Annotated in this window: 28 protein-coding genes; 12 read left to right on the top strand and 16 right to left on the bottom strand. The window is 63.5% G+C overall.

Annotation, left to right across the window (positions count from 1 at the left end; translation table 11 throughout):
* Positions 1–7: 7 nt before the first annotated feature.
* From ACE04A_RS27195 to ACE04A_RS27170, 6 genes are all read right to left on the bottom strand, one after another.
* Positions 8–412: a VOC family protein gene (locus ACE04A_RS27195; RefSeq protein WP_279993560.1), complete on the bottom strand. Its 405-nt coding sequence runs from the start codon at positions 410–412 to the stop codon at positions 8–10.
* Positions 409–951, bottom strand: a complete 543-nt coding sequence (locus ACE04A_RS27190) for a helix-turn-helix domain-containing protein (RefSeq protein WP_448715721.1) — start codon at positions 949–951, stop codon at positions 409–411. Before ACE04A_RS27190 ends, ACE04A_RS27195 begins: the two co-directional genes overlap by 4 nt.
* Positions 929–3,331 carry a mechanosensitive ion channel domain-containing protein gene (locus tag ACE04A_RS27185; protein ID WP_448715753.1) on the bottom strand — a complete coding sequence of 801 codons (2,403 nt, stop codon included), beginning with the start codon at positions 3,329–3,331 and terminating at the stop codon, positions 929–931. Before ACE04A_RS27185 ends, ACE04A_RS27190 begins: the two co-directional genes overlap by 23 nt.
* Before the next feature lie 297 nt (positions 3,332–3,628).
* Positions 3,629–4,636, bottom strand: a complete 1,008-nt coding sequence (locus ACE04A_RS27180; RefSeq protein WP_485820709.1) for an NAD(P)H-quinone oxidoreductase — start codon at positions 4,634–4,636, stop codon at positions 3,629–3,631.
* Positions 4,633–4,983 (bottom strand): carboxymuconolactone decarboxylase family protein, encoded by a 351-nt coding sequence (locus ACE04A_RS27175; RefSeq protein ID WP_448715719.1) that lies wholly within the window; start codon positions 4,981–4,983, stop codon positions 4,633–4,635. Before ACE04A_RS27175 ends, ACE04A_RS27180 begins: the two co-directional genes overlap by 4 nt.
* Before the next feature lie 14 nt (positions 4,984–4,997).
* Complete coding sequence (locus tag ACE04A_RS27170) at positions 4,998–6,434, bottom strand: NAD-dependent succinate-semialdehyde dehydrogenase (RefSeq protein WP_485820708.1); 1,437 nt, start codon at positions 6,432–6,434, stop codon at positions 4,998–5,000.
* 135 nt (positions 6,435–6,569) lie between these two features.
* On the opposite strand from ACE04A_RS27170, the gene ACE04A_RS27165 reads away from it, so the two are divergent.
* Both ACE04A_RS27165 and ACE04A_RS27160 read left to right on the top strand, forming a co-directional pair.
* A complete protein-coding gene (locus ACE04A_RS27165) occupies positions 6,570–7,514 on the top strand; it encodes a LysR family transcriptional regulator (RefSeq protein ID WP_448715718.1) in 945 nt (314 codons plus the stop codon).
* A gap of 141 nt (positions 7,515–7,655) precedes the next feature.
* Positions 7,656–8,069: an ASCH domain-containing protein gene (locus tag ACE04A_RS27160; protein ID WP_448715717.1), complete on the top strand. Its 414-nt coding sequence runs from the start codon at positions 7,656–7,658 to the stop codon at positions 8,067–8,069.
* Between the two features lie 101 nt (positions 8,070–8,170).
* Here the strand turns inward: ACE04A_RS27160 and ACE04A_RS27155 are convergent, their stop codons facing one another.
* The 7 genes from ACE04A_RS27155 to ACE04A_RS27125 all read right to left on the bottom strand — a co-directional run bounded on the left by ACE04A_RS27155 (position 8,171) and on the right by ACE04A_RS27125 (position 12,778).
* Complete coding sequence (locus ACE04A_RS27155) at positions 8,171–8,677, bottom strand: GNAT family N-acetyltransferase (RefSeq protein ID WP_448715716.1); 507 nt, start codon at positions 8,675–8,677, stop codon at positions 8,171–8,173.
* A 45-nt stretch (positions 8,678–8,722) separates the two neighbouring features.
* A complete protein-coding gene (locus ACE04A_RS27150) occupies positions 8,723–9,334 on the bottom strand; it encodes a class I SAM-dependent DNA methyltransferase (protein WP_448715715.1) in 612 nt (203 codons plus the stop codon).
* Between the two features lie 21 nt (positions 9,335–9,355).
* A complete protein-coding gene (locus ACE04A_RS27145) occupies positions 9,356–9,859 on the bottom strand; it encodes a hypothetical protein (protein ID WP_438858772.1) in 504 nt (167 codons plus the stop codon).
* A 167-nt stretch (positions 9,860–10,026) separates the two neighbouring features.
* Positions 10,027–10,359 (bottom strand): hypothetical protein, encoded by a 333-nt coding sequence (locus ACE04A_RS27140; protein WP_447987684.1) that lies wholly within the window; start codon positions 10,357–10,359, stop codon positions 10,027–10,029.
* Positions 10,360–10,701: 342 nt separating this feature from the next.
* Positions 10,702–11,283: a nucleotidyltransferase family protein gene (locus tag ACE04A_RS27135; protein ID WP_448715714.1), complete on the bottom strand. Its 582-nt coding sequence runs from the start codon at positions 11,281–11,283 to the stop codon at positions 10,702–10,704.
* An 88-nt stretch (positions 11,284–11,371) separates the two neighbouring features.
* A complete protein-coding gene (locus ACE04A_RS27130; RefSeq protein WP_485820707.1) occupies positions 11,372–11,854 on the bottom strand; it encodes a cupin domain-containing protein in 483 nt (160 codons plus the stop codon).
* Positions 11,855–11,947: 93 nt separating this feature from the next.
* Positions 11,948–12,778, bottom strand: coding sequence for an oxidoreductase (locus ACE04A_RS27125; RefSeq protein WP_448715712.1), 831 nt, complete (start codon positions 12,776–12,778; stop codon positions 11,948–11,950).
* 93 nt (positions 12,779–12,871) lie between these two features.
* Between ACE04A_RS27125 and ACE04A_RS27120 the strand changes: the two genes are divergently transcribed.
* Positions 12,872–13,843 (top strand): AraC family transcriptional regulator, encoded by a 972-nt coding sequence (locus tag ACE04A_RS27120; RefSeq protein WP_448715711.1) that lies wholly within the window; start codon positions 12,872–12,874, stop codon positions 13,841–13,843.
* An 8-nt stretch (positions 13,844–13,851) separates the two neighbouring features.
* Here the strand turns inward: ACE04A_RS27120 and ACE04A_RS27115 are convergent, their stop codons facing one another.
* On the bottom strand, positions 13,852–14,418 hold the full coding sequence (locus tag ACE04A_RS27115; protein ID WP_448715710.1) for an ECF transporter S component family protein: 567 nt from the start codon (positions 14,416–14,418) through the stop codon (positions 13,852–13,854).
* Between the two features lie 228 nt (positions 14,419–14,646).
* Here ACE04A_RS27115 and ACE04A_RS27110 point away from each other — a divergent pair, with 228 nt between their 5' ends.
* A complete protein-coding gene (locus ACE04A_RS27110) occupies positions 14,647–15,252 on the top strand; it encodes an HD domain-containing protein (protein ID WP_448715709.1) in 606 nt (201 codons plus the stop codon).
* A 112-nt stretch (positions 15,253–15,364) separates the two neighbouring features.
* Here the strand turns inward: ACE04A_RS27110 and ACE04A_RS27105 are convergent, their stop codons facing one another.
* A complete protein-coding gene (locus ACE04A_RS27105; protein WP_259251374.1) occupies positions 15,365–16,558 on the bottom strand; it encodes an acetylornithine transaminase in 1,194 nt (397 codons plus the stop codon).
* A gap of 220 nt (positions 16,559–16,778) precedes the next feature.
* On the opposite strand from ACE04A_RS27105, the gene ACE04A_RS27100 reads away from it, so the two are divergent.
* The 7 genes from ACE04A_RS27100 to ACE04A_RS27070 all read left to right on the top strand — a co-directional run bounded on the left by ACE04A_RS27100 (position 16,779) and on the right by ACE04A_RS27070 (position 22,692).
* The gene (locus ACE04A_RS27100) at positions 16,779–17,744 is read left to right on the top strand and encodes a Bug family tripartite tricarboxylate transporter substrate binding protein (protein WP_259251373.1); all 966 of its coding nucleotides are present in this window, start codon (positions 16,779–16,781) and stop codon (positions 17,742–17,744) included.
* Positions 17,745–17,933: 189 nt separating this feature from the next.
* On the top strand, positions 17,934–18,707 hold the full coding sequence (locus tag ACE04A_RS27095) for an SDR family oxidoreductase (protein WP_259251372.1): 774 nt from the start codon (positions 17,934–17,936) through the stop codon (positions 18,705–18,707).
* An 18-nt stretch (positions 18,708–18,725) separates the two neighbouring features.
* Positions 18,726–19,634 (top strand): LysR family transcriptional regulator, encoded by a 909-nt coding sequence (locus tag ACE04A_RS27090; RefSeq protein WP_448715708.1) that lies wholly within the window; start codon positions 18,726–18,728, stop codon positions 19,632–19,634.
* 223 nt (positions 19,635–19,857) lie between these two features.
* Positions 19,858–20,640, top strand: coding sequence for a transporter substrate-binding domain-containing protein (locus ACE04A_RS27085; protein ID WP_100853626.1), 783 nt, complete (start codon positions 19,858–19,860; stop codon positions 20,638–20,640).
* Positions 20,641–20,658: 18 nt separating this feature from the next.
* On the top strand, positions 20,659–21,327 hold the full coding sequence (locus ACE04A_RS27080) for an amino acid ABC transporter permease (protein WP_100853627.1): 669 nt from the start codon (positions 20,659–20,661) through the stop codon (positions 21,325–21,327).
* Positions 21,324–21,980, top strand: a complete 657-nt coding sequence (locus ACE04A_RS27075; RefSeq protein WP_259251370.1) for an amino acid ABC transporter permease — start codon at positions 21,324–21,326, stop codon at positions 21,978–21,980. Before ACE04A_RS27080 ends, ACE04A_RS27075 begins: the two co-directional genes overlap by 4 nt.
* The gene (locus ACE04A_RS27070) at positions 21,961–22,692 is read left to right on the top strand and encodes an amino acid ABC transporter ATP-binding protein (RefSeq protein WP_050447434.1); all 732 of its coding nucleotides are present in this window, start codon (positions 21,961–21,963) and stop codon (positions 22,690–22,692) included. The genes ACE04A_RS27075 and ACE04A_RS27070 overlap by 20 nt, the downstream gene beginning before the upstream one ends.
* Before the next feature lie 63 nt (positions 22,693–22,755).
* On the opposite strand, the gene ACE04A_RS27065 is transcribed toward ACE04A_RS27070, so the two are convergent.
* Positions 22,756–23,895, bottom strand: coding sequence for a DSD1 family PLP-dependent enzyme (locus ACE04A_RS27065; RefSeq protein WP_279993546.1), 1,140 nt, complete (start codon positions 23,893–23,895; stop codon positions 22,756–22,758).
* 289 nt (positions 23,896–24,184) lie between these two features.
* On the opposite strand from ACE04A_RS27065, the gene ACE04A_RS27060 reads away from it, so the two are divergent.
* A complete protein-coding gene (locus ACE04A_RS27060) occupies positions 24,185–25,147 on the top strand; it encodes a TAXI family TRAP transporter solute-binding subunit (RefSeq protein ID WP_485820706.1) in 963 nt (320 codons plus the stop codon).
* Positions 25,148–25,238: the final 91 nt, after the last annotated feature.

Raw genomic sequence — 25,238 nt, 5'->3', positions numbered from 1 at the left:
CGGGAAGCTAGCCCGCCTGGATCATCTTCCACCCATTGCCGGCCGGGTCGCGGAAACCGGCATCGACGCTGCCGTAACGGTCCGTTGGCTCTTGGGTGAACTCAACGCCCAGCGCCTGCAATCTGGCATGGCTGGCGCGGCAGTCAGCCACCGACAACACCAACGGTGGCATGGCGCCCTTGGCAACCATCGCTTGCAGCGTTTGCGCGGTGGCGTCGTCATGGATGGGCGGGCCGGGCTTGAACAGGCCAAGCTGAAACGAGGGCTGGTCCGGATGTTGGATGGTCAGCCAGCGGTAGTCGCCATTGCGCACATCCGTGTGAACGCGAAAGCCCAATTTTTCGACGTAGAACGCCAGCGCTTCGTCCTGATCGTTCACGTACAAGCCGACAACATTGATTCCTTCGTTCATGACTCCTCCTTGGTGGATTCACGCAATGTAGCGGCGGCGGCGCGACGGCGCTTCTCCAAAACTGCGCTGTCCAGGTCGGGGCGTTGCGCCGCCTTGACCACACAGGCCGGCACACGGGCAAGTTCCTCGGGCTGAGCTTGAAGCTGGGCGCGCATCCCCCCTGGGCTAAGCCCTGTAACGTCATGGAAGATGCGGCCGAAGGTACCCAAACTCTGCCAGCCGGTCTCGAACGCGATCTCCGTAATGCTCATGTCGGTATCCCGCAACAGGGCGATAGCGCGCTCGATCCGGCGTGTCAGCAAGTAGCGGTGCGGTGGAAGCCCGAAGGCGCGCTTGAACGAGCGCGCGAAATAGGCTTGTGAAACCCCGCTGACTTCGGCCAGACGGCTGACCGGCCAAGCCTCGCTGGACGCCGCGTCCATGCGGTCCTTGGCACGCAGCAGGCGGCGCAGCAGCGCCGCATCCTCCAACGGACGGGATGAGTCCGTTACCGAGGCGGCGGCAAGCGGCTGCGAATCACTGGCTGCGCGGATGGTCATGGGTGCCTGGCGATTCCGAATCCAGCTCCGCTTCCTCGCGCGCCTCCAGCTCGTTGCCCAGCACCTCGGCGGCATCGTCGCCACTGGTTTCCGGCGTCAGGCAGCGGCGCGTGTGGCCCGCGGCGCGGGCGTCTTCGCCCTCGTCGGGGCGCTCGGTTTGCAACGCCACGTTTGCCGCAGGCGCATAGCCCCGCTTGTCCTGGCCGAAGTAAACCACCGTGTGCGGATAGGGCAGCTCGATGCCGGCGGCGTCGAAGTGCTTCTTCAACAAGCGGTTGTAGCCGCGCTGCACGGCCCATTGCATGCCGGGCGTGGTCTTGATCAGGATGCGGATGGTCACGCCCTTGTCGTTGACCGCCGTGACGCCGGCAATGGTGATCTCTTCCAGAATCTCCGGACCCAGCACCGAATCTGTCATCAGCTCGGCGAAGGCCGCGCGCAGATGCTCGATGGCGTCGTCCACGCTTTCGCGATGCGCGATCGTGTATTCGCCCAGGTGGTACGAGAAGTCACGCATGTGGTTGGCCACCACGTCCACCGACGAGAACGGCACCAGGTGATAGCCGCCGTCCAGCGTGCGGATGCCCACCGAACGTATCGTCATCTTCTCGACCGTGCCGAACACGCCCGCCACCTGCACCACGTCGTTCTCGTTCATGCCATTTTCAAGCTGGATGAAGACACCGGTGATGATGTCCTGCACCAGCTTCTGCGCGCCGAAACCGATCGCCAGGCCCACCACCCCGGCACCGGCGATCAGCGGCCCCACGTCGATTCCGATCTGCGACAGCAGCACCATCAGCGTCATCGTCACAATGACGATCAACGCGGCGTTGCGAAACAGCGCCAGCAGGGTACGTTCCCGCGCGGTGGGCATGCCGCGCCCCTCGCTCTGGCTCAGGCGGTGTTCGATGACGCTGGCGATAACCGTCCAGACCAGAGCCGCGATCAGCAGCACGATGACGATGTTAAGCACCACCTTGATGGCCGCGCCTCCGGCATCCGAGGCCAGCCAGCTAGACAGGTCAAACGCCTGCCAGGCGTCAAGAATAAGCAGCACCGCGACGATGCGGATGATCCATCCCAGCACTTTCAGCAGGGCCGGCACATAGGCGTTGACACGCGTCTCCAGCATCGGCAGGCGCCGCCGCAGGTCGTCTGACAACACGATGGGCTTGGCCAGTACGGTGTTCACCAACAGCACCAACAGGCTGCTCACGCCGATCACCAGCAAGGTCTGCGCGGTGGCGCGGGCCATGAAGGGCAGCGCATTGGTGGGGTCGATCTGGCTGACCACCAGCAGGACGGTGAAGTATCCGATACCCAACACGTGCCACACGCGCGACAGAAAGTGCAGCCGCGACCCCATGAAGGTGGCGGCATTGGCGGCGCGTCGGCTAAGGCGTTCGCGCACCGACTGGCGGTTCTGCCAGATGACACGCACCGCATACACGTACACCGCCAGCATGATGACCATGTTGGCCAGCCGACCCAGGGCGGGCGACAGCGTGGCCGAGATCACGGGGTCTATCAGCAACGTGCCATAGCCCGCCGCCGCCACCACGCGCACCAGCCAGCCGTTCCAGTACTTGGCCAGTTCGTCTGACATGGGCAGAAGGCGCAGGTGCGGATGCCGCACGGCGAACACGGTGCGGATCAGCACCTTGACGATCTCCACCGCCACGAAGGCTTGCAGAAAAACGGCCGCCAAGGGGTCCAGCGTGCCGCGCCCCGGCGTGCCCCAGAGGGCAGCCGCGCCGCCCGCCATGGCCGCCAGCAGGACGACGCCCGCGTCGATCGCCACCGCGCCCACGATGGCTCCGCCGCGCCGATACAGCACACGCATGGAGGCGGGCACGCCGCGCTTGGGCGGCGTGACGGGCTCGCCCGCACCCTGATGCGCCACCCAGCGATCGATGCGGGTGTAGATGCGCATCGCGATCATCCGCAACAGCAGGAAGGCAATGATGGTGGCCACGGCGGCCAACGTCAGGGGCAGCAAGGCCTGGCCCGCCGTGCCGCTGTCCATGCGCAGGCTGCGCCCCGAGGCCAGCACGCGCATGTCGTCCACGCCCTGGCCCATGTCGGCGGCAACACCGGTCAGAAAACGCTGCACGCCGTCGGCCATGCGTGCCTGCAAGCCCGGCACGGCGGGTTCGGCCGGCTCGGCCGCGCCCGAAGCGCGGGAGGCCGCTGGTTTGGTCTCGGACGCCTGCGCACGCAACTCGTCCACCAGCGCCTTGCGCGCCTCGGGATTCTCCAACAGGTCGGCCAGCGCGGCGGGAGTCAGCGCCGAGGGGGAGGCAGCGGGTTCCTTGGCTTGCAGCGGCAATGCGGCCGTGGCGGGGGCTTGCCAGAGCAACGACAGGCAACTCAGCATCGCCGCCAGCAGCAGGGCCGCCAGCCAGGGTCTTTCTCGTCGGCGCCGCCAGAGACTGGCGGCATGGTTGCGGAACAGGGAAGACGCGGATGCTGTCGTTGCGGATAGAACCACTAATAAATCTCCTAGGCGATCAGGGCAGAAAATCGCGGCGCGCGATCGCGGTGGGGACGCCGGCAATTTCCAAATGATATCGCCCATGGAGCCGTCCCCTTGTTCGGCCTCCCCGGTTCCCCGCTCCGCAACGTCAAGTTTCAGCCTGCATCACGGCATCAGGAATTGCAGTCTGACACCCTATCAATTGCCATCCCTACCGTCATCCGACATCGTCAGAATGATTTTCCCAACGTTCTGAGACGACTCCATTCGGCGATGCGCGTCCGCTGCGCGTTCAAGCGGATAGGTGCTGTCAACCACGGGCACCAGACCGGCGCCGCTGGAAAAGCGGTCCAGCCAATGCTCGCGAAAGCGTTGCACCATCGCGTGCTTTTCAGTCTGCTGACGTGATTTCATGACAGTGCCGAAAATTTGCAGATGGCGATACAGGATGTCTTCCAACGCAATACTGACCTGGCCGCCGCCACCCAGGATACCCACCTGAACCAGCCGCCCGCCGTTGGCCAGCGAGGCAATGTTGCGCGCAAAGTTGGGTGCGCCAATAAAGTCGATCACCACGTCCACGCCACGCTTCGATGTCCGCTCGGCCACGACCTGCGCATAGTCCTGCGTGCGATAGTCGATGACGCAATCGGCACCCAGCCGCTGAACCTGCTCAAGCTTGCTGGCCTCGGCCGTGGCGTACACGGTGGCGCCCGTTGCCCGAGCAAGCTGCACCGCCGCCGACCCCACGCCGCCCGCTGCCGCGTGAATCAGCACGGAATCTCCGGCTTTCAGACGGCCCAGGTGCAGCATGGCTTCGTGCGCGGTGACGAACACTTCGGGGATGGCGGCCGCGTGTACGTAGTCCAGCGCCTGGGGAATGGGCAAGGCCATGCGCCAGTCCAACCGGGCGACCTCCGCATACGCACCGCCACCCACCACGCCCATTACGCGGTCGCCCGCCTTGAAGCCGCGTACGGCGCTGCCGGCTTGCAGCACTTCGCCCGCGATCTCCAGACCCATGATGGTGGAGTCACCAAAATTCGGCCGGCCATAGCCGCCACGGCGGTGGGTCAGGTCGGCACGATTCACACCCGCTGCATGGACGCGCACGATAAGGTCATCGGGCCGCATGTCGGGCTGGGCCACGTCGGCCACCTGGAGCACATCCGCCTCGCCAAACTGTTCAAAAATAATCGCTTTCATTGCTTATCCTTCAGGGCGCCTTCGTGTGACACGGCCAATGTGGCTTGCGCAATCGCCGAGGCGGTGATCGCGGCGGGAAATCCGACGTAGAACGCCAGGTGCGTGATGGCGGCCGACAGCTCATTCTGCGTCAGCCCATTGCCGACCGCGCGGCGCAGGTGCGCCGGCAACTCATCCGTGTGGCCCGCGGCAATCAAGGCGGCCACGGTAATCAGGCTGCGGTCTCGCGGCGCCAACGCGGGGTCGCTCCAGATATCGGGGTAAAGCGTGTTGTCGACAAAGGCCGACAGCGCCGGGGTGAAGGCACGCGCGGCTTCGCGCGGACGGCTGAAATCGATACTCGACATGGTGTGCTCCTGGTTCAAGCCTGGCTGATGAATTTGTGCGTGAGGTAGTACTCGATGCCTTCCACGCCGCCCTCCGAACCGTGTCCGCTTTCCTTCATGCCGCCGAACGGCAGTTCCGTGGCCACGATGCGGTATTGATTGATGCCGATCATTCCGGCTTCCAGGCCGTCGGCCACGTCTATCGCCGTGCGAGCATTGCTGGTGAACGCATAGGCCGACAGGCCATAAGGCAGCCGGTTGGCTTCCTGCAAACCGTCCGCCAATTCATCAAAGGGCATCAGTACCGCGATCGGGCCAAAGGGCTCTTCGTGCATGATCTTGGCATGCATCGGCACATCGGCCAGCACCGTCGGTTCGAAGAAGTAGCCCGCGCCGTCGATGGGCTTGCCTCCGGTCAATACCGTGGCGCCGCATGCCACCGCGTCAGCAATCAACGCCTGCATCTTCTCCAACTGGCGCGGGTTCGCCAACGGCCCAACTTGCGTATCGGGATCAAGCCCGTTTCCGACCTTCAGGGCGCGGGTAGCCTTGACGAAATGTTCACGGAATTCGTCATAGGCGCCACGCTGAACCAGAAAGCGCGTGGACGAAATGCAGACCTGGCCGGTGCCACGGAAGCGGTTGGCCGCACCCTCGACCGCGGCGCGCTGGACGTCGGCATCGTCGAACACCAGAACCGGCCCATGCCCGCCAAGTTCCAGCGTGATGGGTTTCACGCCTTCGGCGGCACGCGCCGACAACAAGCGGCCGATCGGTACGGAGCCCGTGAAGGTCACCTTGCGGATCACCGGCGACGCAATCAGATGCCGCGACACATCGTCCGGCACGCCGAAGACAACTTGCAGCACCCCTTTGGGCAAGCCTGCATCGTCCAGGGCGCGGGCCAGCGCCAGCGCGGTTGCCGGGCTCTCTTCACCGGGTTTGATGATGACGCTGCAACCGGCCGCAAGGGCGGCGGCAAGTTTGCGCGCCGGCGTGATCGCGGGAAAATTCCAGGGCGTGAACGCGGCCACCGGACCGATCGCCTGCCGCTTGACCAGTTGCTGCACACCGGGGCGGTTGGCGGGCACGACGCGGCCGTCGATCCGCTTGGCTTCTTCGGCAAACCATTCGAAATACTCGGCGGCGCGCAACACTTCATCACGGCTTTCAGCCAAGGGCTTGCCCTCTTCAAGCGTCATCAGCGTGGCAATGTGCTCGGCACGTTCGCGCATCAATTCCGCCCCGCGCTTGAGAACACGAGCGCGCTCGTTGGGCACCGTCGTGCGCCAGGCATTGAAGGCCGGCTGCGGCGCGGCAAGCGCGCGATCCAGATCCGCCGTCGTCGCAAGCGGCACACGGCCCAGTTCCTGACGTGTGGCGGGATTCACCACGCCGGCCGTGTCGCGCTCGCCAGCGCCGATCCATTCGCCATTGATGAAGAGGTAAAGCGGGTCATAGTTGCCGTTCATGGTTGCAAACTCCGATAAGATTGTTGGTGAACCTCGGAACGGAGTCTAGGCGTGAGCGGCGCGCGGATTTAGCCCCTTGCGGAAGAATGACTTTCCCTTCCAGAGGAAAAGTCGCACGAACACAATGGGCCCACGATGGACAAGCTATACAACATGTCGGTTTTTGCGAAAGTGGTGGAGATGGGCAGTTTCACTGCCGTGGCCAACCATCTTTCCACCACGGTCGGCAACATTTCACGCGCCGTCACGGTGCTGGAAGAAGGCCTGAATGCCCGGCTGATTCAGCGCTCCACCCGCCGCCTGGTCGTCACCGATGTGGGGCATCGCTTCTATGACCGTTGTATTGCGATCCTGGGCGACGTCGAGCAAGCCGAAGCCGAGGCGGGGCATGCAACGGTGTCGCCACGCGGCGTATTGCGCGTTCACGCCGTACCCGGCTTGGGGCGTACGCTGGTCGCCCGCGCAGCCTTGGCGTATAGAAAGACCTACCCCGACGTCTCGGTGGACCTGCTTCTGTCGCAGCGCATGCCGAATCTGCTTGAAGAACAGCTCGATGTCGGCATCGTGATCGCGCGCGCCTTGCCGGATTCGACCTACGTCAGCCAGAAGATTGGCGTCAGCCACTGCATCTTGGCGGCATCGCCAGAGTACCTGGCGCAGCATCCCCCGGTGCACACCCCCGAGGACCTTGCCCAGCACGCTTGCGTCTTGTTGACGACGGTGGACTATGCCCCGGACGAATGGCATCTGGAAGGCGAGGGCGGCACTTTCACCCATCGGCCGGCGGGCGGGCACCTTGGCGTGAACGACATGGACGCCATGGCCACCGCGCTGCGCGATGGGGCCGGCATCGGCCTGCTGGCGGGTTTCTCGGCGATCGACGATCTGCGCCGAGGCACGCTGGTACGCGTACTGCCCGGGCACTACACGAACCAGCGCAACGTGTATGCGCTGTACCCATCGCGTCAGTTTGTCGACGCCAAGATCAAGCTATTCGTGGACGCGCTGAAGCTGCATGTGGGCGAGCAGCTTGCGGGCTATGCCGCTGAGCTGGGCATCACGGAGAAAGAGACGGGCTGAAGGGATCGACGGGTGAATTAACGTGTCAGACTGCATTATGAATTAGCGTGTCAGACTACGTTGCCGTGGCAGCAGAATTAACGTGTCAGACTACGTTGCCGTGCCAGCATGCCTGACGCCTCAACCCTTATCCTTATCCCCATGACCAAACCAAGCATCAAGCCGCCTGCCCCGTACGAAGACGCCGTGACGTTTCAATTCGGCGATTCGCCCGAACTCGCCGACGAATTGCTCGCGCTGGTTCTGGCGGGCACGAAGACAGCCACCTGCGGCGCGCTGCATCACTTCGACGACGAAGAACCCGTGCCGCAAGCAGGCCGGCGCGATGTCGTGCTGGATGGCCAGGGCCGACCCGCCTGCGTCATCGAAACCACCGGCGTGTTGATCCAGCGCTTCGACCAGGTCGACGAGGCCTTTGCGCTGGCAGAAGGCGAGGGCCCGTACCCCGTCTGGCGCGAGGCGCACATTGCCTACTTTGAACGCAACGGCGGATATGCGCCGGACATGATGCTGGTGTGCGAGCGCTTTCGCGTCGTAGAGGTTTTTGCGCGATAGCGGCTATGTGACTGCTGGCGCGCGCCGCCCGGCGATGGCGTCCTACCGTTTCAGGACATACGGAATAGGGTGCGCGAGTACAAGGCTTGGCGAATGGACGCTTATTCAGTGGCCTCAAAAGCCGCGTGGTACTGAACGCTGCCCGCCGGCGGTTCTCCTGAGAACGCCCTGGCCTGAAAATACTCCTGTGGAACTCCCGGCAACTCAAGCCCCGGACAGGCACTGAAGCCAAAGCGGCCATAAAAGCCCGGGTCTCCCAGCACCACGCAACCCGCGGCGCCGCGCTCTTGCAGCGCGGTCAGCGCACCGTTCATCAAGCGCGAGCCGATACCCTGGCCTTGCCGCCCGGGCTGCACGGAGATGGGCCCCAGCCCGAACCAGCCAGTCGCCCCCGACGACACCGTGACGGGCGATATGGCAACATGCCCGACGATATCCTTGCCCTCTGCCGCCACCAGCGAAATCGTCAATTGCCCGCTACGCCGCAGCGCATCCACGATGAATTGCTCGGTGTGACTGGAATGTTCTTCATGTTCGAACGCCTCGCGGGTCAGCTCGGAAATACCGGCGATGTCTTCGGCGTTCTCGGGGCGCAGGGTCAAGGTCATGGGATTGTGCCTATTGGATAGTGGTGTGACCGTTATAGCTTAGGACTAGTCAGCGTCCCGCTGCGCCAGCCACACCGTCGCACCACCGCAAGCCGGATCGTTTTCCACATGCTGCTTCACGGTAAAGCCATTGGCGTTGAGCAGTTGCTGATACTCCTCGCGATCCAAACTGCCGTGATAAAGCGGCTTGCCTTCGAACTGGCCAATGGCTTCCCCCAGCGACGTACCGCTGGTGAACATCAGTACCGCCCCGGGCGCCGCCAGACGCCCAAAAGTGCTGAACATGGGCCGCTGGTCTTCGGGGCTCAGATGGAAGAAGCTATGCCAGGCAATCAAGCCGTGAAAGGGCTCGGTGAACGGCAACCGCCGCATGTCAGCGGCGATCCATCGATGGTCGGGAAAAGTGGATTGCGCCCGCGACAATAAGGGCAACGATGTATCGATGCCTGTGATCGCGCAACCGCTTTCGATCAGATGACGCGCGATCGGGACACCGTTGCCGCAACCGATGTCGAGCACATGCGGGTGCGGGCCGGGCAGTAATGACAGGAATTTCGTCAACCAGCCGAGCTCGACAAGCTCCGTCCCGCGCAGCGCTTCAAACGCCGCTGCATGGTCTTGATAGAGGGCGATAACGTCAGCGGCGGATGAGGGCATCTTCGTTTTCCGAATAAGCATTCAGGAGGCGCAATCGGATGCGCTATTCGAGGAAGTCGGCTGCAATCGCAAGGCAAGCTTCGTTACGCCTCTCTTATTCCATGGCAGCTGCCCGACGTAGCGAGAGTTTTGCAGCAGAAGCTCCTCTTCTATCGCCAATCGCAGGGATTCCGGTTGTACCAAGATGGCGGTAACTCCCATCTGTGCCCCGCCTCGGACTATGGTTCGAACCTCATCCAGTTTAGAGGCCGTTCCCTTACCTACCTTGAATAGGTGTTCACGCAGGCGCCTCAAACCGGCAGCGCTGTGGCGCTCGCCGATGTACATCAGCATCCACTCGGACTGCGCGGTCCTACGCGACCACAGCGCATACACATTAAATTTTCGGCCAGCGACTCCTTCGGGATGCGTACCTGCTGCCAAGTCTTCCACGTCATGATGACTCACTGGAAAAGGGGGTGAGTTGATCAGTGCGGCTTGTGCCTGCTCGATGAGTGAGTTGATATCTAGCTGAAGCGGCGACATGAAATTAGGTTCTACTTTTTCGACAGTGTTGGCGAAATGATCAGCAGGCGTTGCCTAGCGCCCCGCTGAACTTTACGGTTTCAGAACACGCTTTTCCAGTTGAATTTCTTTCGCGGATTTTTCAACGTCAAAAATTGCAGTCTGACATCTGGAATCCAGGCCGCCTTCTACTGGATTGATGCAGGCAGGTCGTACGACGAATGCGCCGTGCTGACATCAGCGGCTTCCGCTCGCGCCTGTTCCAGCATGGTGTCGTTCAGCGTCCCAAGGTGATCGCACAAACTCTGCACCCCACCCATCAACGCCGCGACTGTCCACGCGCCCAAAGGCTGAGCACCGGTCGCGTCCGGTTCGCAAGCGCTGTTGCCAACCAGGCGCGCAATGGCGTCGATGGCGTGGCGAGTGCGGTCGATATGCTGAAGATTCGCGAGTGAAACGACGCCCAACTCGGGATCGGTGTCGATGGCCCAGGGATTTTGGGTGAGGGGATGGGATTGCATGGCTTTCTCCAAAGACAGGTCAACCCGCTCCCCACTTCCAAATGGGGTGGGCGGGCGCAAGGCAAGGTTGGAAGACCGGCGTCTTTGGAAACCGGCGTGCGCGAACGCACCCTCGCCAAGGCCCGCCCATAGGGACGTGCAAAGGCGCGCAGACGTAAAAACGCCGCCTAAGCGGCGGCTGTCCGCCAAAGACATTGCCGGCTTCCACTCCGGACTACCGTTGGTGCGGTAGTGAGTGGAGTATAGGGCAATGAGGGAAAGCTTGAGAGACGCGGAGATCGGTGCGGAATGTGCTGGCGGACGCCCGAAAGTTAATTTCTGCCCCGCCGCGGGAATGCACGCTCACGGGACGCAAATTGAAAGGCGCGGCCATCGTGCGCCAAATCGTTTGGAACGAACGCGATCCGTGAACGTCGCCACACTGGCTCGTCTAGGATTATGTCGAACGAGCAGGCCGAATAGATCATTTAATCCATGTGGCGCTATGACGTGCAGCGACTCGTCGTCATCCAAATAAACACCCACACAAGTGGCAAACTCCGGCCACGTGGCTAGTCCGTCTTGCAACGAGGTCAGGGGTGCAACGGCCCGACCTGATGCGTCAACGAGCCACTCGTGCACCTTCGCTTGATTCGTCACATCCCAGGCCAGATGCGGGGCCAAAAGCGAGAGCTTTTCTTGAAGCTCAGCATCCTGCCCCGGAGCCGCATCGACATCAAAGTAGGCGACGTCAAGGTCGTCCACCTTGGACGGATTCTGGAAGCCATGCAGGGCATCCCATACCAAGGATCGAATTGTCCCGGCCCCGATACACCAGGATGACATACCCAGCGAGCGCACGGTTCGCAGCGCCACCATTAATGGATCAGAAGCCTCGACTAAATCGCAAAGCTGTTGCTCATAGGTGGCTCGAATATCTGCCATGATTCTTCTGCTGCTGAAGTCCTGAAACTCAGGATTGCGAATGTAGTTGTCAGCCTGCCTCTTCGACCTTGTGCCGTTGACCACGCACTCAATCCGGCTTCCCATCATGGTCGCCAAGCGGCCTGGCGGGCCAGTCTACCCAGCGGTTCACGCGGGTACTCTCATACGCTTCGTTGAGCGGAAAGCGCACAAGGTTGTCGGCGCGTGTCGGTTCGCCGCCCACCATCAACCTGACTTCGTCCTGCGTGTTGTTGATGAAGGTGTGACAGATGCCGGTGCCGGCGGGAAACGCAACAGCGTCCCCTTCGGCGATGGGATGCAACACGCCGTCGATCCAGACATCGGGCTTGCCTTGAAGCACGAAGACGAATTCCTGCTCGGTGCTTTCGGCGTGCGGATATGAGGTACGTCGACCGGGCAACAGCCTGACGTGATGAATGCCGATGCGTGTGATGCCGAGCGCCGCGGAAAGCGCCGCGTCCAGTGCCATGGGTTCGGTATCGCCCTGGTAGGAATGCGCGTCGGGGGTTTCGAGTTCGGTCCAGTGCTTGATGAATTCCGGTCGGCTCATCGGCGGTTCTCCAGGTTGTTCCTACGAAGGGATGTATGGATTGCAGTCTGACACTCGAACGCCGCGCCGCCAAATTCCATCGTCAATCCGCCTTCACCCATCCGTCGATACCGTAGTCGCCTCCCACGCTTGAAACTCGTCTTCCAACGCAGCAAGCTTGGCTCGCACCAGCATCAACGCATCACTGCCCAGCAATAGATGTGCCGGAGGATTCTCAGCCTCGATCGCTGCAAGCATCGCACGTGCCGCCTTCACCGGGTCGCCAAGCTGCTTGCCGCTTTTCTCTTCACGCGCCTGCCGGATGGGGTCGAAGATGACGTCGTAGTCCGGGATGGAACGCGGGGTGCGCGTCATGGAACGGCCGGCCCAGTCCGTACGGAACGAACCCGGCGCTATGGCAGTGACGGCGATGCCCAAGGGCTTGACCTCTTTGCCGAGGCTTTCCGAGATGCCTTCCAGCGCGAATTTGCTGCCGCAGTAATAGGCGATTCCCGGCATGGTGAGGTGTCCGCCCATCGACGTGATGTTCAGGATGTGGCCGCGTCGTCGCGCGCGCAGGTAGGGCAGCACGGCCTTCATCATGGCGACGGCGCCGAATACGTTCACGTCGAACTGCCGGCGCATTTCCGAGAGCGGCGATTCTTCCAGCACGCCCTCGTGCCCATAGCCCGCGTTGTTGACCAGGACGTCGATGGGTCCCACGCTGGTTTCGATTTCGGATACGGCGTCGTCAATGCGGTCGAAGTGGGTCACGTCCAGCACGCGCCCATGGGCCGCTTCGGAAATCGATTCGAAATCGCGCTTTGCCTCTGCGCTTCTTACCGTGCCCACCACGGTATGGCCGGCGGCCAGCGCTTCTTGTGCCAGCGCGCGGCCGAATCCGCTGCTGACTCCGGTGATCAGAAATATCTTGCTCAACGCCATGATGCGTCTCCAGAATACGAAAGAGAGACTGCATACTATTCTTGCGACAGACGACTTATCAGCCAAAATTCGCTGAATTTCTTGCATAAAGCTATGAGCCATGACTACACCCCGAATCAGGATTCGGCCACACTGCCCGATACGCGAAAGCGCACGGTCGCGCTACTGCGCGACTTGGCGCCCACGGAAGGCTATAACCTGACCGCGCTGCCCAGCGTGCGTATCCTGCGTTCCGACCGTGCGCTTTCGCGCACCCCGGTTTTGTATGACCCAGGCATCGTGATCGTGTGCCAAGGGCGTAAGCGCGGGTACTTTGGCGGGCGGCTGTACCAGTACGACGCGGATCATTATCTTGCCGTCTCGGTGCCGGTTCCGTTCAGCATGGAAACCGATGCCACGCCGGACCGCCCGTTGCTAGCGCTGTATCTGCATCTTGATTTCACGGTGGCTGCCGAGCTGGCCGCGCAGATCGGCAACACAGGCATGGGCGATGGGGCAGACGTGCCTCAAAGCATGATGTCGACGCGGATGGACGACAGGATGCATGCCTCCGTTCTGCGTTTTCTTGAAGCCATGCACCGGCCAATCGAAGCCGCCGTGCTGGGACGGGGCCTGCTGCGCGAACTGTACTTTCGCGTGCTGACCGGTCCACAGGGCGGCGCGCTGCGAGAGGCGCTGGCAATGCGAGGACAGTTCGGCAGGATAGGGATGTCGCTACGGCAGATTCATGCCGACTACGCCAAGCCGCTTGATGTGACGCTGCTTGCCCAGAAGGCGGGCATGAGCGTGCCCAGCTTCCACAGCCATTTCAAGGCGGTTACGCAGGTGTCGCCGATGCAATACGTGAAGTCGACGCGACTGCATCAGGCCAGGTTGTTGATGGTGCGCCAGGACTTGACGGCGGAAGCGGCGGGCCATGCCGTGGGCTACACGAGCCCATCGCAATTCAGCCGCGAGTTCAAGCGGCTTTTCGGGTTGACGCCGGCAGCCGAAGCGAAACGCATGCGCGAGAGTTTCGCGATACCGGCGTCGTTTGCCGACGCCACGTATGTGTCGTCGCACTGACGCTGGCGCTACAGCTTATCCAGACGCTTGGGGTTGAACGCCCATTGGTGGGTGTTGTTCGCCGTGCATTGGATGACGGTTTTGACCGTTCGGCTCGGCCCAACGTCCTTCAACTTGATCTCGCCATCACATACCGGGCAGTCTCCACTCAAGGTGGTGAGATAGACGCGCCCCGCCTTATCGGCTTCGACGTTGAACAGGCCCAATAAGCGAACGAAGCCTTTACGCATCAGGCCACGCCCGACAAGGAACGCGATGCCGCTTGGAATGATCAGCCAAAACCACCAGACGCCCCATCTGAAGGCCATTTCGCCGATTGTCATCAGCACGCCGGCCGCGCCAAGCGCGGTGAGCCAACCGCGCTTGATTGGGCGACCGCCCAGGGCCAGGGGAATGACGTCGGTTCGAACCAGTTGCGGCTCATCCCAGCCGCCTTCCTTGGATAGCGGCTTTTTCGGCTCGTTCCAGCCGTCTTCGTTCGGTGGCGGCTGTTGCGGCTGCGGCGCGGGAAACGTTTGATCGGTATTGAAGTCGCCAAGGGGCGGAAGCTTGTTGGGCTCGGAAAGGCCGGACAAGGTCTTGGTGCATTCGTCGCAAAGACGGCCACGGCCGCGATACGCGGCCCCACAAGTTTCGCAATGCACGCGCTTCCTCGCGAATGATGACAACGGCCAAAAGAATACAACTGATTGGGGGATTCAATCGACGGTAGGCAGCGAGGCGGTCCGGCGAGGCGCTTGGCGGCGTGTTCGTCGGACAAGCATTTCCGTACACTTTACGTTCCACATCACGGGTAGCCGCGCATGCCACCAAGCCCCCTGGAAAACCAGCTTGCCTTCCTAAGAGAGATCGACAGGCTCAAGACCGTCGTGCGGCAGTCTCCGCTGCTGGACCGCAGCAGAAAGGAAAACTCTGCCGAGCATTCCTGGCACCTGGCGATGTATGCCCTGATCCTGAACGAGTACGCCAGCGGCGCCGTGGACACGAATCGGGTCATGCGGATGCTCTTGCTGCACGACATCGTGGAGATAGATGTCGGCGATTTTCCGATTCACGGCGGATCGTCGGGCGAACTACAGGCAGAGCTGGAGCAGAAGGCAGCCGAGCGTTTGTTCGGCTTGTTGCCGCCGCCGCAACGCGATGAATTCCTTGGCTTGTGGCAAGAATTCGAGCGGGCGGAAACAGAGGACGCCAGGTTTGCGAAAGCGCTTGATCGCTTTCAGCCGCTGCTGGTCAATATCTACACGGGTGGGGGCACGTGGACAGAAAGCGGCGTGTCGCTTGAACAGGTGCTGGCGCGGTATGGGCCTGCCATCAAAAGGGGCGCGCCCCGGCTATGGGAAGAATGCGAGGGGTGGGTGAGGCGGCATTTTCAGCTGCGAATGGATGCGGGCGGCGACATAGGCTAACAGCACTAGAGCAAACGTGAATGCTCGTTGATCGCCCCGCATGTTCGTACACCGATAAGAACAAGGGCCGCAAATCCGCGGCCCTTGCTCATTTCCTACCTACCTGCACCAATCAAGCCTTGCGCACCTGCGCGATCAGCGCGTCCAGTTGCGTCAGCATCAGGTCGATTTCTTCGGCCGTAACGTTCAGCGCCGGCATGAAGCGCAGCAGGTTCGGGCGCGGGGCGTTCAGCAGCAGGCCTTGGGGGTTTTGGTTGCGGGCGGCTTCGACGATGGCGGGGCCGTCGTCGCGGTCCATGATCAAGGCGCGCAGCAGGCCTTGGCCGCGCTCGCCCTTCATGCCGTACTTGGCCGACAGGGCCAGCAGGCCTTCGGACAACTGCTTGGAACGCGCGTTGACGGCGTCCATGAAGCCCGGGGCGGCCAGTGCGTCGAACACGGCCACGCCCACTGCGGTGGTCAGCGGGTTGCCGTTGTACGTGCCGCCCTGGTCGCCGTGCGAGAACACGCAGGCGTCCTGGCGGGCCAGCAGCGCAGCCAGCGGTACGCCGCCGCCGATGCCCTTGGCCAGCGTCATGATGTCGGGCGTGACATCGGAATGCTGGTAGGCGAACATCTTGCCGGTGCGGCCCATGCCGGTCTGGACTTCGTCCACGATCAGCAGCAGTTGGTTCTCGTCGGCCAGCTTGCGCAGGCCTTGCATGAACTCTTTGGTGGCGGGGATGACGCCGCCTTCGCCCTGCACCGGTTCCAGCATGATGGCGACGGTCTTGTCGTCGATCAGCTTCTTCACGGATTCCAGGTCGTTCAGTTCCGCCTTGGGGAAGCCTTCGACTTGCGGGGCGAACATCTTGTCCCAGCCCGGCTTGCCCGATGCGGACATCGTGGCCAGCGTGCGGCCGTGGAAGCCGTGGTTCATGGTGATGATCTTGTAGGCGCCGTTCTTCTTGACCTGGCCCCACTTGCGCGCCAGCTTGATGGCGCCTTCGTTGGCTTCGCCGCCGCTGTTGGCGAAGAAGACGCGGTCAAAGCAGGACGCGCCGGTCAGGCGTTGGGCCAGTTCGATCGAGGGGATGTTGTAGAACGCCGGCGACGGGTTCATCAGCTTTTGCGACTGTTCAACCAGCGCGCGCTGCATTTCCGGGGCCGAATGGCCCAGCGTGTTCACGGCCCAGCCCTGCACGAAATCCAGATATCGCTTGCCCGCGTGATCCTCCAGCCAGGATCCCTTGCCGCTGACGAACACGAGGTCCGGGCGGGAAGTGATATCCATGAGGGTGTTGACGTTGAACTGGCTGAATTCCATGGCGGTTCCTGCGGGGGGTAAGGACAGCGGTGAAGGAAGAAGTTCGCGGCGGAAAGCGCGAAAAGGCAAATGTAGCACCGACAGAGGGATGCTATCGTGACGCACCCCCCGCCGAATCGCCCCGGGCCGCCTCACAAGGGCCGCCTGATCGGGCGCTCTATTTTATGAGCAGTGGCGCGCCCCGCGCGCGCACTCCGTTGTCGCTTTTTACTGACCAATCATGAAACGTATCCTTTCCAGTCTTGCCGCTGGCCTGACGCTGGCGGCGGCCAGCGCCACGGCGCACGCCGAGTTTCCCGACCGCCCCATCCGCCTGGTGGTGCCTTTCCCGCCCGGGCAGGCCACCGACATCTTTGCCCGCGCCCTGGCTGAAAAGCTGGGCGCCGCCGTCAAGCAGCCGATCGTGGTGGAAAACCGCGCGGGCGCCGGCAGCAACATCGGCATGGAGCAGGCCGCCCGCGCCACGCCGGACGGCTACACGCTGGTCATCGCGGGCAGCGCGGCGGCGGTCAACCAGACGCTCTACAAGAACATCAAGTACAGCTTGACGCAGGATTTCGCGCCGGTCTCGGGCGTGTTCTCGGTGCCGCTGATGTTCCTGGCCACGCCGGCCTCGGGCATTACCTCGCTTAAGCAACTGGTGACCCAGGCGCGCGCCAATCCGGGCGAACTGGCCTATGCCAGCGCCGGCATCGGCGGCACGCAGCACTTGTCGGCGGAAATGTTCAAAGCGGCTGCCGATATCGATATCCGCCACATTCCGTACAAGGGCAGTGGCCCGGCGCAGGCGGACTTCCTGGGGCACCAGGTGCCGCTGATGGTGGATTCGGTCACGGCCGGCCTGCCGCACGTGCAAAGCAAGAAGGCCGTGGCGCTGGCGGTCACCACCGCCAAGCGCCTGCCGCAATTGCCGGACGTGCCGACGGTGGCGGAATCCGGCTACCCGGGTTTCGAGGCCATCGGCTGGGCCGCCGTGCTGGCCCCGCGCGACACGCCGCCCGAGGTGACCAACTACCTGAGCAAGCAGATCAGCGCAGCACTCAACACGCCGGAAATGCAGAAGTTCCTGCGTGACCGAGGCGCCGAGCCGATGCCGCTGACGCCTGACGCCACCGGCAAGTTCATTGCCGCTGAAGTGGACAAGTGGGGCCGCGCGGTGAAGCAGTCCGGCGCGCAGGTGGACTAAGCGTCCAGGCGTCTCCAGGAAGCCGTCCCGGGTTTTACCCCGGGGCGGCTTTTTTTATTGCCGCGCATTGAGCACGGCGCCCTCGGATTGGGCGGTTTTTCTGGATGATGCATCTCGCGCCAGCGGGTTTATCGGCGGCGTGCGCTTGCCTAAGCTCGAAGCTCCATCGATTCAAGAAAGAGGCATTCCATGGCAGACCATTCCATCAAGGGCAAAGTCGCGCTGATTGCGGGCGGGGCAAAGAATCTGGGCGGGCTGATTGCGCGCGACCTGGCAGCGCACGGCGCCCGCGCCATTGCCATCCACTACAACAGCGCCGCGTCCAAGGCGGATGCCGATGCCACGGTGGCCGCCATTGAAGCGGCGGGCGCCAAAGCCGTGGCCCTGCAAGGCGATCTGACCACCGCGACGGCCGTCGAGAAGCTGTTTGCCGATGCGATCGCCGCCGTCGGCAAGCCCGACATCGCCATCAACACCGTCGGCAAGGTCATGAAGAAATCATTCACCGAGATCAGCGAGGCCGACTACGACGAGATGACGGCGGTGAACTCCAAGGCGGCGTTCTTCTTCCTGCGCGAAGCGGGCCGCCACGTCAACGACAACGGCAAGATCTGCACGCTGGTGACGTCGCTGCTGGGCGCCTTCACGCCGTTCTACGCGGCCTATGCCGGCACCAAGGCGCCGGTGGAGCACTACACCCGCGCCGCGTCCAAGGAGTTCGGCGCGCGCGGCATCTCGGTCACCGCCGTGGGCCCTGGCCCCATGGACACGCCGTTCTTCTACCCGGCCGAAGGCGCCGACGCGGTGGCGTATCACAAGACCGCCGCCGCGCTGTCGCCGTTCAGCAAGACCGGGTTGACCGACATTGAAGACGTGGTGCCCTTCATTCGCCACCTGGTCAGCGACGGCTGGTGGATCACCGGCCAGACGATCTTGATCAACGGCGGCTACACCACGAAGTAAGCGGCTAATCTGTCACGCATGGACAGATTCGACCAGTACCGCGTATTCGCCCAAGTCGCCGAGATGGGCAGCTTCATCAAGGCCGCCAACGCCCTGGACGCGCCGCGGGCGTCGGTGTCCGCGGCGATCCAGCAATTGGAATCGCAGCTGGGCGTGCGCCTGCTGCACCGGACCACCCGGCAGGTGCGCCTGACGGCCGACGGCGAACAATTGCTGGCGCGCGTGCGTCCGCTGTTGGCCGAAGTGGAAGACATAGACCAGTTGTTCCACGCCAGCCAGCGGCAGGTGTCGGGCAGGTTGAGTGTTGACGTGCCCAGCCGCATTGCCCGCCGGCTGATCGCCCCGGCGCTGCCCAGTCTGTTGCACCGGCATCCCCGGCTTGAACTGGCGCTACGGTCCACGGACCGCGCCATCGACTTGGTGCACGAAGGCGTGGACTGCGCGGTGCGGATCGGCGCGTTGGCCGACAGCAGCCTGGTGGTGCGGCCGCTGGGGCGTATTGCGCTGATCAACTGCGCCAGCCCCGCTTACCTGCGCGACCATGGCGAACCCCGTCAGCCCGCGGACTTGTCCGACGGACACTGGAGCGTGGGGTATGCGTCGCCGAAGACGGGCCGGGAACTGCCTTGGGAAGTGGGACCCGGTGACGCGGGCACAGCGCCCGCGGCCCTACCCAGCCGCGTGGTCGTGGACAACGCCGAGAACTACATCGCCTGCTGTCTCGCGGGACTGGGGCTGATTCAGATTCCGCGTTTCGATGTCCAGCACCTGCTGGACGCTGGCGGGCTCATGGAAGTCATGCCCGGGTTCCGGGCGGAGGCGATGCCGGTGTCCTTGATCTACCCACACCGCCGCCAACGCACGCGCCGACTGACCGTCTTTCAAGAGTGGTTTGAAGCCCTGATGCGGCCCCATCTGGACGTTTGAAGCCCGCTTGGCGCTTCCGTCCCCCACCGCCCCCAAACCGGTGCCGTCCGTGCCCGAATTCAGCGCACGGCGCGCACCAAATCGGGGCAGGGCGTGGGCCCTACAGGGTCGGCTCCCGGCGCACGCAAAATGGCACGGAACTTGCTTTTCCAGCTTTGTATACCGAATTGGTGTGCAACGCATTGGCCCGCCCTGGGCGATGCGCGCCCTGGAGAGTCCCCTCATGAACCGCAGAACCCTGTTGTTGTCCCTTTGCACCGCCGCCAGCCTGCTGGCCGCGCCGCTGACGCATGCCGACACGCTGGACGATATCGTCAAAGCCGGCACCATCAAGATCGCCGTGCCGCAGGATTTTCCGCCCTTCGGTTCGGTGGGCGCCGACATGAAGCCGCTGGGCTATGACATCGATACGGCAGCACTGATCGCCAAGCAACTGGGCGTGAAGCTGGAGCTGGTGCCGGTCACCAGCGCCAACCGGGTGCCGTACTTGCAGACCCGCAAGGTGGACCTGGTGATTTCCAGCCTGGGCAAGAACGCGGAACGCGAGAAGGCCATCGACTTTTCGGATGCCTACGCGCCATTCTTCAATGGCGTGTTTGGTCCGGCGGACCTGAAGGTCTCGTCGGCCGCCGACCTGGCCGGCAAGACCATCGGTGTGACGCGCGGCGCGGTGGAAGACATCGAGCTGTCGAAGATTGCGCCGGCAACCGCCACCCTCAAGCGCTATGAAGACAACAACGGCACCATCACCGCCTTCCTGTCTGGCCAGGTGCCGATGATCGCCACCGGCAACGTGGTCGCCGCCGCCATCCTGGCGCGCAACCCGGCCAAGAAGCCCGAAACGAAATTCCTGATCAAGAACTCGCCCTGCTACATCGGCATGAACAAGGACGAGCCCAAGCTGCGCGCCAAGGTCAACGACATCCTGGCCGCCGCCAAGCGCGACGGCTCGCTGTCGGCGATCTCGCAGAAGTGGCTGGGGGCCGAGCTGCCCAAGGATCTGTAAGTCCGGAAGGCGGCCATCATGGCTTATCAATACGACTTTGCGTCGGTGTTCGACTACACGCCGGTGCTCATCAAGGGCATCGGCGTCACGATCGAACTGATTGCCTTCGGCGCGGTGGCGGGCGTGGCGCTGGGCATCGCCTGCGCGTGGGTCCGCACGCAGGGGCCGCGCGCGCTGCGCGCCCCCGTGACGGCCTATGTCGAGGTCATACGCAACACGCCGTTCCTGATTCAGTTGTTCTTCGTCTTCTTCGGCTTGCCGTCGCTGGGCATACAACTGGGCGAAATGCAGGCCGCCTGCCTGGCGATGGCCTTGAACCTGGGCGCCTACAGCACCGAGATCATCCGCGCCGGTATCGATGCCACGCCCAAAGGGCAATACGAGGCCGGCGCCAGCCTGGCGATGACGCGCTTTCAGGTGTTTCGGCACGTGGTGCTGAAACCCGCGTTGCAACGCATCTGGCCCGCGCTGTCGTCGCAGATCGTGATCGTGATGCTGGGCTCGGCGGTGTGCTCGCAGATTGCCGCTGAAGACCTCACCTTTGCCGCCAACTTCATCCAGTCGCGCAACTTCCGCGCGTTCGAGGTGTACCTGGTCACCACCGGCATCTATCTGGCCCTGGCCATCGTCTTGCGCCAATTGCTGCGCATGACGGGCCGGCGCCTGTTTCGCAAGGCGGCGCGATGATTGAATTTTCAATGTGGGACATCGTCCGCAACCTGCTGCTGGCCGCGCGCTGGACGGTGCTGCTGTCGCTGGTGGCGTTCGCGGGTGGCGCGCTGATGGGCGTGCTGGCGCTGATGATGCGCACGTCGCGCGTGGCGCTGATGCGGCGAGCCAGTTGGGCGTATATCGAACTGTTCCAGGGCACGCCGCTGCTGATGCAACTGTTCCTGGCGTTCTTCGGGCTGTCGTTGCTGGGCCTGGAAGTGCCGCCGTGGCTGGCCGCGGGCGCGGCGCTGACGCTGTGGTCGGGCGCGTTCCTGGCCGAGATCTGGCGCGGCTGCGTGGAAGCGATTCCGAAAGGCCAGTGGGAAGCGTCCGCCAGCCTGGCGCTGGGCTACGTGCAGCAGATGCGCTACGTGGTGCTGCCGCAGGCGCTGCGCATTGCCATTGCGCCCACCGTCGGCTTCGCGGTGCAGATCGTCAAGAGCACCGCGCTGACCTCCATCATCGGGTTCACCGAGCTGTCCAAGGCCAGCACGGTGATCACCAACGCCACGTTCAGTCCCTTCACCGTCTATGCCTGCGCCGCGCTGATCTACTTCGCGCTGTGCTGGCCCCTGTCGCGCCTTAGCCTCCGGCTGGAAAGGAAGTTGCATGCCCCTCATCGCCCTTGAAGACGTCCGCAAGAAATTCGGCGACAACGAAGTCCTGAAGGGGGTGACGCTGCGCGTCGAACCCGGTGAGGTCATCGCCATCATCGGCAAGAGCGGCTCGGGCAAGAGCACGCTGTTGCGCTGCGTGAACGGGCTGGAACAGATAGACGGCGGCGCCATCATGGTGGCCGACGCGCAACTGGGCGACGACGAACTGCGGCTGCGCGCGCTGCGGCTCAAGGTGGGCATGATCTTTCAGCAGTTCAACCTTTTCCCGCACCTGACGGTGGGGCGCAACGTGATGCTGTCGCCCATGGTGGCCAAGCGCATGCCGGAAGCGGAAGCGGCCGACATGGCGCGCGCCATGCTGACGCGCGTGGGGCTGGCGCACAAGTTCGATGCGTGGCCCGAGGAACTATCGGGCGGGCAGCAGCAGCGCGTGGCGATTGCCCGCGCGCTGGCGATGCAGCCCTTGGCCCTGTTGTGCGACGAGATCACGTCGGCGCTGGACCCGGAACTGGTCAACGAAGTGCTGGCGGTGGTGCGCGAACTGGCCGCCGATGGCATGACGCTGCTGATGGTCACGCACGAAATGCGCTTTGCGCGCGAAGTGTGCAACCGCGTCGTCTTCATGCATCAGGGCCGCGTGCATGAGATTGGCCCGCCGGAGGAATTGTTCACGGCGCCCGCCACCCCGGAATTGCGCCAGTTCCTGGGGATGACGAACCTTTGAATTGCCGTGCGGCGTTGAAGGTTGAACGCCGAACGATATACGTCGACCTTCGTGCGGTGGCGATCAGCGTGAAAAGCCGCGCGCCGCGATCTCCCAGATGTCTTGCACCACGCCGTCGCGCACCACCACCAAGCCGTCATGCAGGTTGAAGGTCGGGTCCACATGCGAGGGCACCAGCTTCAGCACATCACCCAGCGCGGGCGCCTGCGCGCCGGGCGCCACGCTCACCACGCCGTGCTCGTCGTTGATGGCGGCATAGGTCAGGCCGTCCACGCCGAAGACCGCGGGCGGACCGCATTCGGCGGTGGTGGATTTCAGGCCTGCATCCAGGATCACACGCTCGGGCGCGGGCACGCTCATCACGGTGGACAGCACGAACAGGCTGTTCTGAAAGCGGAGCGGGCCGTCCCATTCATTGGCGCCGTAGTCGCCGTCCATGAAGGCATAGGACCCCGCTTGCAGTTCCGTGTAGACGCCGCTTGCCGCGTCGAATTCCGCGCTGCCCGTGCCGCCGCCGGTGATGACGTCGCAGGCGATGCCGCTTTCACGCAGCAGTTGCGCGTAGGACGCCGCAATGCGCGCCGCCTGGCGGCAGACCTGGGCGCGTTCGTCGCGCGTGCGAGCGTGCTGCACCGAGCCGTGGTAGGCCTGCAAGCCCACGAAGTTCACACCGGGCAGGTCGCGCGCCTGCTGCGCCAGCGCCAGCACCAAGGCGTCGTCAGACACGCCGCAGCGGCCTTGCCCGACGTCAACTTCCACCAGCACGTCGATCTCGGCCCCGGCATGCACCATGGCTTGGGAAATGTCCGCCAGATTCTTGGCGTTGTCCACGCAAACGCTCATCTTGGCGATGCGCGCCAGTTGGCCCAGCAAGGCCAGCTTGGACGGCCCCACAACTTCGTTGCTGATGTGAATGTCATGGATGCCGGCGGCCACGAAGGGCAAGGCTTCGCTGACTTTCTGGCAGCAGATGCCGCGCGCGCCCAGGGCCAGTTGGCGCAGGGCAATCTCGGGGCATTTGTGCGCCTTGGCGTGCGGGCGCAACGCGACGTCGTGGCGGTCGGCCCAGGCCTGCATGGAGCGCAGGTTGGCTTCGAACGGCACCAGATCCAGCACCAGGCTAGGGGTGTCGACGCGGGCCAAGGGATCGCCGGGTTGCGCGGCCGGGGGCAGCGCTATGCCGCGTATGACTTCCTGGGACATCGGGGTAACTCCGTTATCTACAGCGCGTGGGATGTAACCGTGGGGCAGGACGCCATAACCAAAGCACGACCATCCATAACCAAAGGGTTCATTGACCCCCAGGTAAACGATAGCTCCGTAACCATTGGCTACGCATGCCCCGCATGCCAGAATTTCAACATGAAAACGGCCCCCAAGGGGAGGCCCATTTTTGCGCCGTGGCGGCGCTTTTCTTGAACCGCCCGATGCAGGAATGACAAGACGATTTTCGTCACACGAACCCTACCCAACAACACCCGGAGAAGCACGCATGAAACTCAAACACTGGATCACCGCCCTGACCGTCGCGGTTGCCGCGGTCGGCACCGTGGGCTCCGCACAGGCCCAGCAATTCTTCCGCATCGGCACGGGCGGCACGGCCGGCACGTACTACCCCATCGGCGGCATCATCGCCAACGCCGTGTCGCAGCCGGGCAAGCTCGTCGCCACGGCCGTGGCCTCGAATGGTTCGGTGGCCAACATCAACGGCATCCTGGGCGGCTCGTTCGAAGCCGGCTTCACGCAGTCGGACGTGGCGTTCTGGGCCTACAGCGGCACCGGCACCTTCGAAGGCAAGCCCAAGGCGCAAGACCTGCGCCTGATTGCAACCCTGTACCCGGAAAGCATCCACCTGGTGACGCGCAAGGGCGCGGGCATCAAGAGCGTGGCCGACCTGAAGGGCAAGCGCGTGTCGATGGACGAACCGGGCTCGGGCACGCTGGTTGACGTGCGCCTGATCCTGGGCGCCTACGGCATGACCGACAAGGACATCAAGGCCGAATACCTCAAGCCCAACCAAGCGGGCGACAAGCTCAAGGACGGCGGCCTGGATGCGTTCTTCTTCGTGGGCGGGGCGCCTGCCGGCGCCATCGCCGAACTGGCCTCCAGCGGCGGCGGCATCGAAATCGTGCCGCGGGTCGGCCCGGAAATCGATGCGCTGCGCGCCAAGCAGGAGTTCTTCACGCCCGACACCATCGCCGCCAACACCTATCAGAACGTGGGCGAAGTGAAGACCATCTCGGTCAACGCGCAAATGGTCACGTCGGCCAAGCAGTCCGAACAGGTCGTGTACGACGTCACCAAGGCGCTGTACAGCGACGCCACGCGCAAGACGCTGGACAACGGCCACGCCAAGGGCAAGCTCATCACGCGCGAAAACGCGATCAAGGGCGCGGGCATCCCGTTCCACCCGGGCGCCGAGAAGTTCTACAAGGAAATCGGCCTGCTGAAGTAAGCCCAAGCCGTCCTCCCGACGGCGATACGCCAGCGCGCCGGGTCACCCCGGTGTCGCCCCGGCATTGCGCAGGGCCGCCTAGTGCGGCCCT

Source organism: Achromobacter colocynthidis (genome assembly GCF_057334535.1).
This window is presented reverse-complemented; position numbering and strand designations above follow the sequence as displayed.